We start from the raw sequence: 13,465 nt of genomic DNA, 5'->3' as shown, positions 1-13,465 counted from the left end.
AGCCCTGTGGGCCCCCGCGCTGGCCGCGCTGATGCTGGGCGCCATGGGCACTTCCGCCTCGGCCCAGGATCGCGCGACGTCCGCGCCTGTCTGCGCCAGCGCCGACAAGGCGCAGATCGCGGCGCTCTTCGACCGCTGGAACGCCTCGCTCGCGACCGGCAACCCGGACCGCGTCACGGCCAACTATGCGCCCGACGCCGTGCTGCTGCCCACCGTCACCAATGAGCCGCGCGCCACGCCGGCCGACATTCGCGACTACTTCGTGAAGTTCCTGAAGGACAAGCCGCAGGGCACGATCGACAAGCGCTTCATCAAGATCGGCTGCAACGTGGCGCAGGACGTCGGCACCTACACCTTCCGCTTCGGCAGTGGGGCGACCGTGAAGGCCCGATACACCTACGTGTACGAGTGGAACGACGGCCAATGGCTGATCGCGCATCACCATTCGTCGGCGATGCCGGAGACGGCGTCCCGATGAGACGGCGCCCGCCGCGATCCTCGGCGATGGCGGCGGGCGCACAAGGCGCTCGATGCGCGAGTTCCTAGAATCCGCGCCCATGTATCGACTGAGATTGACCCTGGCCCTGGCCGCCATGCTGGCGCTGGTCTGCGTGCAGGCCGCATTCGTCCACTGGGGCGCGGCGCGTGTGGACAGCTATGCCGCGCACAGCCGCCTGACCAGCGATCTGTTGTCGGAGCTGCTCGACCTGTCGGCCAACAAGCAGCGCTTGCGCAATTGGGCCGCGCAGCAGGTGATGGGCGCCGGCGCCTTGCCCGCGACGCGCGAGAAGCTGCTCGGGGACATGGAAGCCGGCGCGGAACGGCTGGCCGAGATGTCGCGTCGCCACCTGGCGTCCTGGCAACGCATTGCCGCCACGGACGACGGCACGATTCCGGAAGAGGTCACGCAACTGGTGGAGATCAGCCGACTGCTGGGTGACAACATCGCGCAGTTGCACAGCCAACTGCACGACCTGCAGCCGCAGCGCGACCGCACGGCGTTCGACGCGGTCTGGCACCAGCTGAACCAGGTCTTCGACATGACCCACGGTCGGGACCTGCGCGATCTGCTCAACCGGGCGATCGAGCACCAGCGCCGCGCGGTGCCCATCGCGCGGGCCGCGACCGAGGACGGGATCGCGCGGCTGCGCGGCCAGGCCGTGCTCATGATCGGCGTGACCTTCGCGCTGGCGCTCGCGCTGTACGTGCATCTGAGCCGCCATCTCAAGCGCCCGCTGGACGCGCTGCTGGCCGGTACGCAGGCGCTGCAGGCCGGGCACCTCCACCACCGCATCCCGGTGGAATCCAGCGACGAGTTCGGTCGCGTCTCCGCGCATTTCAACGCGATGGCGCACGAGCTCCAGCTGCATCGTGAAGCGGCCGAGGCCGTGCGGCAGCGCCTCGAGGACCAGGTCCGCGCCCGTACCCACGAGCTCGAGGAGGCGCATCAACGTCTCCAGGGCCTCGATCAACGCCGGCGTCAGCTCTTCGCCGACCTGGGCCATGAACTGCGCACCCCGGCCACCGTCATCCGCGGCGAGGCCGATCTCGCCTTGCGCGCCGCGACGCTGCCGGCGGCCGACTACCGCGTCGCATTCGGCCGCATCGTCTCGGCGGTCAAGCAGCTCACCGGTCTGGTCGACGATCTGATGCTGGTCGCTCGCGCCGAGGCGGACGAGCTCGATCTCGTGCTGGAACGCATCGCGCTCGCGCCGCTGATGGACGATGCCGTCGCGCAGGCGCGCACGCTGGCCGCGACGCATCGGCAGCGCATCGAGACGAGCCCGGTGCAGGCCGACATCGTCGTGCACGTCGACCCGGTCCGGCTGCGGCAGGCGCTCATGATCGTCATCGACAACGCGGTCCGCTACTCCCGCCCTGATGGCACGGTGCGCGTGGACTGGGCATTGCGCGACGACGACATCGTGCTGAGCGTGCGCGACGAGGGCATCGGCATCGCCGCCGAAGAGCTGGGGCAGGTGTTCGAGCGCTTTGTCCGCGGCGCGCGCGCACGGCGCCATCGGGCCGACGGCACCGGCATCGGCCTGTCCATCGCGAAAGCCATCCTGGATGCCCACGGCGGGCGCATCGACATCGACAGCCGGGTCGACGTCGGCACCACGGTCCGGCTGGTGCTTCCTTTCTCGCGGCCCGTCTGACACCCTCGTTCCCCGCCGGGTCCTTCCGTCCGGTTCCCTGTTTCCCCACCTTCCCCTGTTCGCCCCGATTCCCCGCCCCCATCGACCATGAACCGCCATCTGCTCGTCATCGAGGACGACCCTCGCATCGCCGATTTCCTCTCGCGCGGCCTGACCGCGGAGGGCTACGCCGTGGACATCGCCACCACCGGTCCCGACGGCCTGGCCCGCGTGCGCGCCGGGGACTTTAGGCTGGTCATCCTCGACCTGATGCTGCCGGGCCTGGGCGGCCTGGAACTTTGTCAGACGCTGCGCGCGGAAGGATGCCAGGTGCCGATCCTGATGCTCACCGCCATGGACGGCGCGGAGAACAAGGTGCGCGGCCTGCGCCTGGGCGCCGACGACTACCTGACCAAGCCCTTCGACTTCGAGGAGCTGCTCGCGCGCCTGGTCGCGCTCCAGCGTCGCGGGCGCGAGCAGCGCATCGACGCGACCACGCTGCAGGTCGCCGACCTGGTCTTCGACCGGGAGAAGATGCAGGTCAGCCGCGCCGGCCGGCCGGTCGCGTTGACGGCCAAGGAGCTCGCTTTCCTGGAGCTGTTGATGAGCGCCCCGGGGCGGCTCTTCAGCCGCGAGCGCATCCTGTCCAACGTGTGGGGCGTGAACGTCGATCCGCTGACCAACATCGTGGACGTCTACGTGCGCCGGCTGCGCGCCAAGATCGACGAAGGGAACCCGCTGCCGCTGCTCAAGACGGTGCGGGGACTCGGCTACCGCCTCGACGACAGTCCGGCCTAGGCGGGCCGTCGCCGGCATTCGTCCTTGTCGCCTCCCAATGCTCCGCCGCTCGCCACGACATCCGGGTGGAGAAGGCGTGGAATTGATCACTGCCCGGACGACCCTCACCGGGCGCCAGCCGCACAGGCGGCTAGTCTTCCGGGCTGACGGTGCGGCGTCGTTGACGACGCGAGCAAGGATCCGAGGAGCCCGACAGGAGGACAGATGGTGAATGCCTGGCGCCACCGAGCGATGCAGGGCGCGATCGCGTTGTTCGCAGCGCTCGGCGTGGGGAGCGCTTCTGCGGAGCAGATGAACCTGCGCGAATTCGGCCAGGCGGACGGACTGCAGAACCTGTCCATCAACGCGCTGGCGCAGGACGCGCCGGGGCTGATGTGGGCGGGAACGGACAACGGCCTGTATCGCCATGACGGCGCTCGCATCGTCCGCGTGGGCTCGAGCGAGATCCGCAGCGTCACCTCGTTGGCGGCCGGCGGCGCCAATCTCTGGATCAGCTCCCAGTCCCGACTGTGGCTCTGGCGGGAAGGGCGGCTGCGATCCGCCCCATTGCCCAAGGACACGGAGATCGGCGTCTACGCGCAGTCCCTGGCGGCGGTCGACGACGAGGCCTGGCTGACCACCGACAAGGGGCTGCTGCATGTGTCCTTCGACCCGACGGCCGGGACATTGCAGACGACCGTCGCCCGCACGCCCGAGCAGCTCGGCGTCCGGCTGAACCGGCCGCTGCAGGTCTTCAGCGTCCTGCGCGATCGCGACGGCAGCCTCTGGCTGGGCTGCGGCGAAGCGATCTGCCGACTCCGGGGCGATGTCCTGACCCAGTGGGCCGTCGATCGCGGCGTTCCGGATCGGCGGGAATGGTCCTCGCTGCTGCAGGCGGAGGACGGCAGCATCTGGGCACGCGCGCGGGGGGCGCTGATCCAACTGGTGGATCCGGCGGGCAACTTCGTGGACAGGACGCCGCCTGGCACGCGGGACGATGCGATGAATCAGTACCCGCTGATCCAGGACGCCGCACGCCGCGTGCTCACCGCATCCCAGGAGGGGCTGTTGCGGTGGAACGGGCAGAGCTGGGCGCTGTTCGGCCGGCACCAGGGCTTGCCCGGGGACGGGCGTCTCATCGCGCTGATGAGCGACCGCGAGGGCGAACTCTGGATGGGGCTGCGCGGGACGGGTCTCCTGCACTGGCAGGGCTATGGCCGCTGGGTCAACTGGAGCGCCGCCGATGGTCTGCCCAACGACGTGGTCTGGTCGATCCTGCGTGTCGGTGGCGGCAGCGGTGGCGGCGCGGGAGACCTGTATGTGAGCACCGGACGGGGCGTGGGCGTCTTCGATCCCAAGGCGGAACGCTTCCGCCAGGTCGCCCTCCGGCACAAGCGCGACATCTCGCAACTGGTGCCGGATGGGGAGGGCGGGCTCTGGGGCATCACGCCGGGCGGCGCGCTGCATCGGATGCGGGATCGTCGTGCGCAGGGCCTCCCCATCTCCCCGCGCGGTCCGGAGGACGGCTTTCTGCGGGCGATGCGGGCCCGGGACGGCGCCTTCTGGCTGATGACGACGCAACAGACCTTGAGATGGCCACAAGGTCCGGTGGGCCAGCCGCAAGTCCTGCCCGGCCCCCGCGGGCAGGCCAAGAGCTTCGAGGACCTCTGCGACACGGACGATCGCACCGTGTGGATGGCCGGCTGGCAGGGCGTCGCCAGCCAGCGCGACGATGTCTGGTCACCTCAGGTGGCCATGAAGGAAGGCGCCGGCATGCTCGCCTGTCTGGCGGACGGCACCGTGATGGCCGTCAGCGGATACGGCGAACTCTGGCATCTCCGACGCGACGGCTCGACCCCCAAGGCCGAACGCATCGCCAGTCCGGCACTCGAAGGGCGGCAGGTGATGTCGATCCTCGCGGACAGCCGGCGCTGGCTCTGGTTCGGGACCGATGCCGGCCTGGTCGTCTGGAACGGCACGCAATGGAAGGTGCTGGATCAGTCCCATGGGCTCATCGGGAACGACACCTCCGGCTTCGCGCTGTACGAGGACTCGGACAGCTCGCTGTGGGTGGGCACCAGCCGGGGGCTGTCTCACCTGGTGGATCCCTCCGCGGTGTTCGCCAAGGCGATCCGTCCGCCGCTGCTGCTGTCGGCCCTGCATGGCAGCGATCCCCGCCCCGTGCGGGATGGCGAGGCGCTCCCGTGGTCGCAGGATCGCTTCCACCTGCTGCTGGCCCCCGCGCAGTTCTCGGACCCCAGCCTGCGCATCGAGTACCGCCTGGCGGGGCGCGATGAACTCTGGTTTCCGGCGCCACATGCGGAGATCGAACTGACCGGGCTGGCGCCCGGGTCGTACCAGATCGAGGCCCGCAGCGCCGATCCCGACAGCGGTGTGCGGTCGCAGCCGATTTCCTTTTCCTTCACGCTCGATCCCCCCTGGTGGGCCACGGGCTGGGCCCGCGCGCTGGGGCTGCTGCTGCTGCTCGGGCTGGTCTACGGCATCCATCGATGGCGCCGGCGACAGTGGCACCATCAGCAGCTGCGACTGGAGGCCGTGGTCCGCGAGCGGACGCAGGCCCTGGAGGACTCCCGTGCCCAGCTCGAAGTGCTGGCGAGTCGCGATGCGCTGACCGGCGTGTGGAACCGCCGTGCGCTCCTGGAGGTGCTCGACCGCGAGGTGACGCGGGCGGGGCGCGAGCGTTTGCCGTTGAGTGTCGTGATCATCGACATCGATCACTTCAAGCGCGTCAACGACACCTACGGACATCCGGCTGGCGATGCGGTGTTGAGGACCTTCGCCGAGCGGCTGAGCGGCGAGATTCGTCCGTACGACGCGGTCGGGCGTCTGGGCGGCGAGGAGTTCATGCTGGTGCTGCCGGGCATGGACCTGAACGAAGCGGCGGACCGCGAGCGGCTGTGCCGCATGCAGGTCGAGGTCAACCGCGAGCCGACCGCCATCGGCCGGGTGACGAGTTCCTTCGGCGCGGCGATGTTCGGTGGAGCGCTGACGACGGGCGAGACGCTGCTCGAGGCCGCCGACCAGGCGCTGTATCGCGCCAAGAACAGCGGACGCAACCGGGTGGCCTTCCACGAGGACGTCCCGTGTGACGGTTCACGGGCCGATGACCGGACGCAGTTGACCGAGAGGATTGAGGCCCCGTGAGGCCGCTCGCCCGCGTGTCCTCCAGGCCGGGCGGCTACCGGAGCCCCATGCCTTGGACTACAGTCGTTCCTGGGCGCACGACCACCGCAGAGCCTGGCGTGCACGGCAGGGGGCAAGCCGACCAGCGCCTTGATCCATGAGCGCGAGCACGACTCGATTGCCGGGGCGAAGGGACTGCCTGCGCGCGTTGGCATCGCTGGCGGCGCCCCTGTGTGTTTCCGTTCCGGCGCTGGCGGCGCGGCCCCGCCTCCTGCGCTTCACCTTCTCGCGACGATTCGATGATCCGCGGACGCAGTGGCTCATTGCGGTCTACCGCGAGGCGCTCGCTTCACTCGGCGTGGGGTTCGAGTTCCTGGACGTGCCCGCGGGGCGGGCGCCGCTCGCCATCGAGGCCGGCGAGGCGGACGGCGAGCTCGGCCGGACCCGGGCTTACGGCGACCTCTATCCGTCGCTGGTGCGCGTGCCGGAAGCGAACAACACCGTCGAGTTCGCCGTGTATGCGGCGGGCGATTCCGGCCTGGCCGACTTTCCCGGGTGGTCCGCGGTGCGGGCCCAGGGGTTGACGTGCGAGCACCGGCGAGGCATCCAGGAACTCGCTGCCCTGCTGGCTCGCGAGGCCGCACCCGGGCATGTGTCGACCGTGACCACCATCGAACAAGGCGTCCGGCGGCTGCAGCTCAAACGTGTCGCGCTCTACTTCGACGTGCAGGAAGCCGTCCAGGACTACCTCGCGTTCGGTGATGCCAGTCCGCAGGTCCGGGCCGGTCCGGCGCCGAGTCTGCTGCGCATCGTCGAATCCACGACCGGCCATGCCTATCTGCATCGCCGGCACGAGGCCTTCGTGCCGACGCTGTCCGACACGCTCCAGAACATGAAGCGGCAGGGCATCGTGGCCCGCCTTCGCGAGGAGGCCTTGCAACGATTCCTGGCGGCCCGCGCGCGCTGACACGGGCGATGCCGAGCGCCGCCTCGAAGGCGCCTACTTGCAGACGTTCGCGTCGATCGCCGACCCGTCCCACAGGCGCTTGAGGTTGTTGTACTTGTCGAGCGACACGCTCTGCCAGTCATCCAGCAGGATGCCGCCGGTGTCGCCGGAGTTGGGGTTCCACGACCAGTAGAAGAAGTTGCGCACGCCCTTGCACTTCATCCAGTCCACCATCTTGATCTGCCATTGGCGATCCTTGTCGGTGAAGCGGCCGCCGAACTCGCCGAGCACCACGGCATTCGTCCCCATGAACCGGCCGAACTGGTTCTGCCAGATGGCCGGCATGTTGTTCGGGAAGCCCGTGCCGTCGCCGAAGTAGGGCTGCGCGCTCACCGACGGCCCGTAGATGTGCGGCGACAGCACCAGGCGGTTGCGCGGGATCCGGGTGGCGTCGATCGGATAGCAGGCCACCGGCTCGATGTTGCCGCCCCACCAGTGCGGGTCGGGGTTCTCGCAACGGCCCTGGTTGTCGGACACCCCCTCGACGAACACCAGCAGCTTGCTGTTGATGCCCAGCACCGCGCTGCCGGCGCGCTCGGCGGCGAGCTTCCAGTCGTTGTCGATGTTGCCCGTGCCCCAGAAGGCGCCGGAGCCGCCGGTGCTGTGCGGCTCGTTCTTCAGGTCGATCGCGAAGACGTTGGGCACGTTGCGGTAACGGTCGGCGACGAACTGCAGGTCGGCGACCCACTGGTCCAGCGAATAGCCGGGAATCTGCGGCGTCGTGGAGATCGCGTTGCAGTCCGGCCGATGGTGGTCGAGCAGGATGTAGAAGCCGCGCGTCGCGAACTCGGCCACGATGCGGTCCATCACCTGGAGCGGCGTCTTGTTGGCCAGGTCGGGGTTCACGCTGGTGTTCAGCGCGCCGCTGGGGCGGCCCGTGGAACGCAGCGTCGTCGGGCAGAAGGGCAGGCGCACCGCGTTGAATCCCAGGTCCTTCATCTGGGCAATCATGTCCTTGTAGTTGCGCTGCCAGAGGCCGTGCGCGACCAGGTCCGGTGTCTCGAAGCCGAACCAGTTGACGCCCCGGATCGAGACCGCCGTGCCCTGGTTGTCCAGGATGCGACCGTCGGCCGCGACGCTGAACGGCAGCTTGAATTGCCCCGTGGCCGGAACGGACAGATCGCCGACAGGCGCAGGCGCAGGCGCAGGCGCAGGCGCTGGTGCTGGCGCTGGCGCTGGTGCTGGCGCGGGGGCGGGGGCGGGGGCGGGGGCGGGGGCACTGGCCTCGGCGATGCGGAAGGAGGCGGCGCTGGGTGCCGTGCCGGTGCCGCAGAAGCCGACCTCGAAGCTCTGGCTCGGGGCGACCGGCGAGTTCCAACTCGTGCCGGTGACCGCCACGGTGGTGGCGGACTCGTTCTTGAACTGGCCGTTCCAGCTGCCGTTCAGCTGCCCGTTGGGCAGCTCGAAGCGCAAGGTCCAGACGCCGCTGGCCGTGGTGCCGGGATTGCGGATGTTGACCCGGGAGCAGAAGCCGCCGGACCAGAGGTCCTGGGTGACGTTCAGGCTGAGCGCCGCATAGGCGGGCGCGATGGCGCCGAAGGCGAGGGCGACGAGGCTGGCTCGTTGGACGAATCGACGTGGAACTGGATGCATGGCGGTCCGTGAACGAAGTGCAGGGGCGGGTGAGCGCATGCAGTGTCCGAAGTTCCGATGCGCGTGTCTCGCAAAAATGGGTAACGAATGACTACGCTGTCATGACCTCGACATCGCGCCTTTCTAGAGTCGCCCGCGACCATTCCTTGTCGACGACTCCCATGATGAATTCCCAACCGAAACGCAACCGACTGCTCCTGGCCATTCTTCCCGTGCTGGTGCCGGCGCTTCTGCTCGGCGCCTGCTCCTCGTCCGACGACGACGAACAGGACACGCCCCTGGTGGTGCCCGCGGCACCGAAGGGGCTGGGCACCACCGACACCGCGGCGGTGCAGGACGAGGCGAAGACACCGCCCTTCGTCGACACCATCGCGACCAACCAGCGCGGTGACGCGCGCTACGCCACGTTGCAAACCAATGCGGGCGTGCGCGTGGTCGCCGGCTTCCTCGACATCTGGCAGCCGAGCACGCAGCTGGTCGACGCCGGATCGAGCGCGCCGGCCCGCGATGGTTTCGCGGCCGTGGCGGCGTCCACGTGGAGCGGCATTCCCGGCGATGCGACCGACGGCAAGGTGCTCAACGCCGCCGTCCACGCCGCCAACGTGCAGTACGTCGTCGACGCGACGGGCCGTCGGACCGCGGCCCAGGAGCTGGCCGCCTACCTCGACGATCGACGGGGCAAGGGCTACAGCGTCAGCGACGGCATGGGGCCGCTGACTTCGGCGTGGCGCACCCTCAGCGAGCAGACGACGACCATCACGGGCATCGCGCCGGATGCGACCACCGTGCTCTACAACGACCAGGGCAATGACATCGGCAATGCCGGCGCCGCCAACAGCCACGGCTTCGGCGCGGCGATCGACCTGGTCAATGCCATCGGCGCCAACGCGTCGACCGAGCCGGCCAAGCGCTTCTACAAGTACGCGCGGCCATGGCGCTGGAGCGCCAGCGTCAAGGTCGTGCCGGCGCTGGAGCCGGCCAAGAGCGCCACGCCGACGACCGACGGCGGCTTCGTCAGCGGCCACACGGCGGAAGGTGTCCGCAAGGCGCTGGCCATGGCCTACCTGGTGCCCGAGCGCTACCAGGAGATGGTGACCCGCGCCCTCGTGCTGGGCGAGAACCGCATCCTCGCCGGCATGCATTCGCCGCTCGACGTGGTGGGCGGACGCATCCAGGGCGTGGCGGCCGCGGCGGCCAACCTCGTCAACGATCCCAACAAGACCAACCGCCAGGCGGCCTACGACCAGGCCCGCACGGCCCTGATGGCGGCCGTCGGTGCCAAGGACGCCGCGGCGCTGCAGGCCTATGCGCACTCGCTGCCGGCGGCGCAGGACGCCTACGCCGACTACGCGACCAACAAGGCGACGGTGCAGCGCCTGATGACCTTCGGCCTGAGCCCGATCGGCGCGACCACCCAGGGCGCCGTCGTGCCCAAGGGCGCGGAAGTGCTGCTCGAGACGCGCCTCCCTTACCTGAGCGCCGACCAGCGTCGGGTCGTGTTGAAGACGACCGCGCTGAGCTCCGGCTATCCGGTGATGGACGACGCCGAAGGCTGGGGCCGTCTGAACCTCTTCGCCGCGGCGGACGGGTACGCCGCCTTCGACGGCGACGTCGGCGTCACGATGGACGCGGCCAAGGGCGGCTTCCAGGCGCTGGACGTCTGGCGCAACGACATCCGCGGCGCGGGCAAGCTGACCAAGCTGGGCAGCGGCACGCTCGCCCTCGCAGGCGGCAACAGCTACAGCGGCGGCACGCAGGTCTCCGCCGGCGTCCTGCGCGCCGACAGCGCCAAGGCGCTGGGCACCGGGGACGTCTATGTCGACACCGGCACGCTGACGACGCAGGCGCCGGTGCCGGTCGCGGTCACGAACTACACCCAACTGGCCACCGGCACGCTGGAGCTGCACCTCGGCGCGAGCAACGCCGGCAGCCTGGCCGCGCAGGGCAAGGTGGTGATCGCGGGCGGCACGCTGGCCGTGAAGTTCCAGCCCGGCACGACGCCGCGCAGCGGCGACACCTTCACGGTGATCCAGGCCGCCGCGTTGCAGGGCAGGTTCGACAAGGTCGTCGTGGACGGCTTCGCGGCCACGCCGACCTACACCGCCACCGGTCTCCAGATCCGCATCAACTGACCCGAGGACGTCCACCATGCATCGCATCCGCATCGCCGCCCTGGCGCTCCTGGCCGCGCTCGCGACCACGTCCGCGCGCGCCGACGATTTCCCCGCGCTGAGTGCCGCCTGGCCGGTCAACGTCCAGATCGCGGCCACCTATCCGCTGTTCGACTTCGACACCGACGGCTGCCTGCCCAGCGCCGGCATCAGCCGCGGCGGCCAGCAGAACGGCGGCCTCAAGACCTCGGGCAGCATCACCGGCGGCTGCCGTCGCACCGACTTCCTGGACTACGCCAACACGCTGCATCGCCATGCCTGCGTGACCAGCGGCGGCAACGTGTACTGCGGGCACTTCTACGCCCTGTACTTCCTGAAGGACCAGACGACGGGGCTCGGCGGCGGGCACCGCCACGACTGGGAGCACGTGGCCATCTGGACGACCAACGGCGCGGTCACCCACGGCGGCTACAGCGCCCACGGCGACCTGAACAACGCGGCGGTGGACACGCTGGCGGTGCAGAACGGGCATGTGCGTTTCGTCTATCACAAGGACGGCGCGCTTACGCATGCGATGCGCTTCGCCGGCGCCACCGAGGTCGCCGCGGAGAACCCGTACGGCCAATGGCTGACACCCGCCATCGTCAGCTGGACATCGATGACCGGTGACGGCGTGAGCAACGCCACGATGCGCAGCCTGCTCAACACCTTCGATTACGGCTCGGCGAATGTCCCGGTCAAGGACAGCAACTTCCTGAACAACCTCAACAACTACCGCCCGGCGGGTTATCCCGCGTTCACGCAGGCGAGTCTGGACGCGGCGCAGTGAGGCGAGGGCGCGGTGTCCGCGTGGGTCCGGGATCCTCGAGGGGCGCTTGCGCGGGTTGGGGCCTGGTTGGCTTGGCGTGATCTCCCGGTTGCAAAACGGAACGGCTTTCGCCCTTCTTGCATTCCGCTGCAATCGCAATCCTTGGCTTACGTCTGGACTCGCGTCGAACGCAACCGCAAGACCTGGCACCACGGTACACAGCACGGCCTGTCCACCCGCTCCCGGTCCGTGTTCTCCGCCGGTCCGGCGAGCCTCTCCCGCCAAGGATCCTGATGACTCCCGTTCTCTCCCGACGCCACCTCGCCGTGGTGGCCGCGCTCGGCGCGATCACCGCCTCCGCCGCGCAAGCGGCGTCCTACAACCCGACGCTGCCCGCGGAGCCGGCCTTGCCCGCCGCGACGGCCATCTGCAAGACCCTGAACGCATCCCTGACGCAGTCGGGCGGTCTGCTGCCGGACGCGGTCGACGCGGACCCCGCGCACTCGCAACCGGACACGCACCAGATCCAGGATGCGATCGATGCCTGCCCGAGCGGCCAGGCGGTGCGCCTGGTCATCAGCGGGAACGCCAACGCCTTCCTGTCGGGGCCGCTGCTGCTGAAGGGCGGCGTCACGCTGTGGGTCGACAACGGCGTGACCCTCTTCGCGTCGCGCAGTCCGAAAGACTTCGACAACGGCGGCGGCAACTGCGGCACCGCGGGCGGCGACGGCAAGTCCTGCTACGCGCTGATCCGCCTGAAGAATGCGGCCGACAGCCGCGTGGTCGGCGACGGCATCATCGACGGCCGCGGCGGCAGCGTGCTGACCTCCGGCGCGAATGCCGGCAAGATGACCTGGTGGGACGTCGCCAATCTCCTGGAGGCGACGGGCAAGAAGCAGAACAACCCGCGCCTGATCAACCTGATCGGCGGCAGCAACTTCACGCTGTATGGCGTCACGCTGCAGAACTCACCGAACGCGCACGTCGTGGTCAGCGGTCTGACCGGTTTCGTCGCCTGGAACACGAAGGTCCTGGCGCCGTCGCTGGCCTACTCGGTGGCCCACTACGCGTGTGCCGCCGGCACGACGCCCAATCCCGACGTCGCGGCCACCAGGCCCAGCACCTGCTTCACGCCGGACACGGCCGCCAACACCGACGGCATCGACGTGGTGGAGAGCAGCAACGTGAGGATCGCGCACGCGTCCATCAGCACCGGGGACGACCACATCGCCATCAAGGCCGCCGATGCGCCGAGCTCCGACGTCTACATCGCGCACAACCACCTGTACTACGGCCACGGCGTGTCGATCGGCAGCGAGACCACCCGGGGCGTCAGCCAGGTGCGGGTCGACGACGTCAGCATCGACGGCTTCGACGACGCCCAGGTCAACGGCCTGCGCATCAAGACCTACGACAGCGTGGGCGGTCCGGTCAGCAACGTGATCTTCGCCAACGCCTGCATGCGCAACGTCAAGCAGCCGCTGATCTTCACGCCGTACTACAGCAGCGGCAATCACAGCACCGCGCCCAACATCACCGACATCCTGCTGCAGAACATCCACGTGCTGAGCAGCGCGAAGTTCGGCGCCGGCAAGCTGGTCTTCCGCGGTTATCACAATGGCAGCGTCACCAACACGCTGACGATGACGCTGGACAACGTGGTCTTCGACTCGACGAACTTCCTGACCTCCGACGGCAAGAAGGGCGGGCCGACGCAGCCGGACTATGCGACGCTGACGCTCGGACCGGGACCGGTGACGATCCCGTTCGCCACGTCGTCGACCTTCAAGCTCAACGACGTGCGCGCCGGATCCCGGGCGCCGCTCGGCTGTGACGGCGCCTTCCCGGACTTTCCGTCGGCCAACGCGCCGATCTGAGTCCAGCGCCT

9 protein-coding genes are annotated in these 13,465 nt (G+C 69.3%); 8 read left to right on the top strand and 1 reads right to left on the bottom strand.

Annotated elements, in window-relative coordinates; translation table 11 throughout:
- The first annotated feature begins 31 nt into the window (after window positions 1-31).
- The 5 genes from AC07PR_RS01815 (at window position 32) to AC07PR_RS01795 (ending at window position 7,026) form a co-directional block, all read left to right on the top strand.
- Window positions 32-478 (top strand): SgcJ/EcaC family oxidoreductase, encoded by a 447-nt coding sequence (locus AC07PR_RS01815; RefSeq protein WP_377161902.1) that lies wholly within the window; start codon window positions 32-34, stop codon window positions 476-478.
- Window positions 479-557: 79 nt separating this feature from the next.
- Window positions 558-2,159 (top strand): sensor histidine kinase, encoded by a 1,602-nt coding sequence (locus AC07PR_RS01810; RefSeq protein WP_495134181.1) that lies wholly within the window; start codon window positions 558-560, stop codon window positions 2,157-2,159.
- A gap of 87 nt (window positions 2,160-2,246) precedes the next feature.
- Window positions 2,247-2,936 carry a response regulator transcription factor gene (locus tag AC07PR_RS01805; protein WP_483106477.1) on the top strand — a complete coding sequence of 230 codons (690 nt, stop codon included), beginning with the start codon at window positions 2,247-2,249 and terminating at the stop codon, window positions 2,934-2,936.
- Window positions 2,937-3,140: 204 nt separating this feature from the next.
- The gene (locus AC07PR_RS01800) at window positions 3,141-6,080 is read left to right on the top strand and encodes a ligand-binding sensor domain-containing diguanylate cyclase (protein ID WP_495134180.1); all 2,940 of its coding nucleotides are present in this window, start codon (window positions 3,141-3,143) and stop codon (window positions 6,078-6,080) included.
- Window positions 6,081-6,267: 187 nt separating this feature from the next.
- Window positions 6,268-7,026 carry a hypothetical protein gene (locus AC07PR_RS01795; RefSeq protein WP_495134179.1) on the top strand — a complete coding sequence of 253 codons (759 nt, stop codon included), beginning with the start codon at window positions 6,268-6,270 and terminating at the stop codon, window positions 7,024-7,026.
- Window positions 7,027-7,059: 33 nt separating this feature from the next.
- Here AC07PR_RS01795 and AC07PR_RS01790 read toward each other — a convergent pair whose 3' ends face one another.
- The gene (locus tag AC07PR_RS01790; protein WP_495134178.1) at window positions 7,060-8,658 is read right to left on the bottom strand and encodes a cellulase family glycosylhydrolase; all 1,599 of its coding nucleotides are present in this window, start codon (window positions 8,656-8,658) and stop codon (window positions 7,060-7,062) included.
- Window positions 8,659-8,822: 164 nt separating this feature from the next.
- Here AC07PR_RS01790 and AC07PR_RS01785 point away from each other — a divergent pair, with 164 nt between their 5' ends.
- The 3 genes from AC07PR_RS01785 (at window position 8,823) to AC07PR_RS01775 (ending at window position 13,454) form a co-directional block, all read left to right on the top strand.
- Complete coding sequence (locus AC07PR_RS01785) at window positions 8,823-10,790, top strand: acid phosphatase (protein ID WP_495134177.1); 1,968 nt, start codon at window positions 8,823-8,825, stop codon at window positions 10,788-10,790.
- 16 nt (window positions 10,791-10,806) lie between these two features.
- The gene (locus AC07PR_RS01780; RefSeq protein WP_495134176.1) at window positions 10,807-11,598 is read left to right on the top strand and encodes an NPP1 family protein; all 792 of its coding nucleotides are present in this window, start codon (window positions 10,807-10,809) and stop codon (window positions 11,596-11,598) included.
- Between the two features lie 272 nt (window positions 11,599-11,870).
- Complete coding sequence (locus tag AC07PR_RS01775) at window positions 11,871-13,454, top strand: glycoside hydrolase family 28 protein (RefSeq protein ID WP_495134175.1); 1,584 nt, start codon at window positions 11,871-11,873, stop codon at window positions 13,452-13,454.
- Window positions 13,455-13,465: the final 11 nt, after the last annotated feature.

The sequence above is a fragment of the Roseateles sp. GW821-FHT09H11 genome (assembly GCF_059415845.1).
The sequence above is the reverse complement of the archived record's forward strand: the minus strand, read 5'-3'. Positions and strand labels throughout refer to the sequence as shown.